At 67.8% G+C, this 754-nt stretch carries 1 protein-coding gene; it reads left to right on the top strand.

What is annotated here, in order from left to right; all coding sequences use genetic code 11:
* Positions 1-154 precede the first annotated feature (154 nt).
* Positions 155-754, top strand: a 600-nt coding sequence (locus IG02_RS43355) for a transglycosylase family protein (RefSeq protein ID WP_030757762.1), incomplete at its 3' end; no start/stop codon positions are given.

Below are 754 nucleotides of genomic sequence, written 5' to 3'. Positions count from 1 at the left end.
TCCACCCCCTACAAGACCGGCAAGCTCTACCTCTACAAAGGCAACGGCAGCACCCTGGGCGGCCGTACCGAAATAGGCACCGGCGGCTGGTAGACCACGGTCCGCGAGCGCGATCCGACCCACTCAACTTCCCTCACATCCAACGGGGTCTCGTATGTTTTCCCTCACGCGTGCCAGTAGGCGGCTCGCCGCACTGACCATCGCGTCCACGGCGACCGCCGCCCTGTGGAGCTCCGCTCCCGCGGCATCCGCCGCCTCGGTCGCCACCTGGGACAAGGTCGCCCAGTGTGAGAGCGGCGGCAACTGGCACATCAACACCGGTAACGGCTACTACGGCGGTCTGCAGTTCTCGCAGTCCACGTGGGCCTCCTTCGGCGGCACGCAGTACGCGTCCCGTGCCGATCTGGCAACCAAGGAGGAACAGATCCGCACCGCGGAGAAGGTCCTCGCCGTGCAGGGCGAAGGAGCCTGGCCGACATGCGGGCCCAGAGCCGGGCTGGGCCGCGACCACGCCGACCCGTATCCGCCCCGGGTGGCCGACCCCGGGATGACGGAGCTGACAGCCGGCCAGTTCACCGGTGACACCAAGAAGGACCTGGTCGCCGTGCAGGTCACCACCGGCAAGCTGTTCGTCTATCCCAACACCGGCCGGTCTGGACTCGACATGCTCGGCTCCCGCGTGGAGGTCGGCACCGGCGGCTGGAACGGCATGAAGAACCTCACCGTCGGCGACTACAACGCGGACGGCAAGGAC

The sequence above is a fragment of the Streptomyces sp. NRRL F-5135 genome, assembly GCF_000719775.1.
GTDB lineage: Bacteria > Actinomycetota > Actinomycetes > Streptomycetales > Streptomycetaceae > Streptomyces > Streptomyces hebeiensis.
The sequence above is the reverse complement of the archived record's forward strand: the minus strand, read 5'-3'. Positions and strand labels throughout refer to the sequence as shown.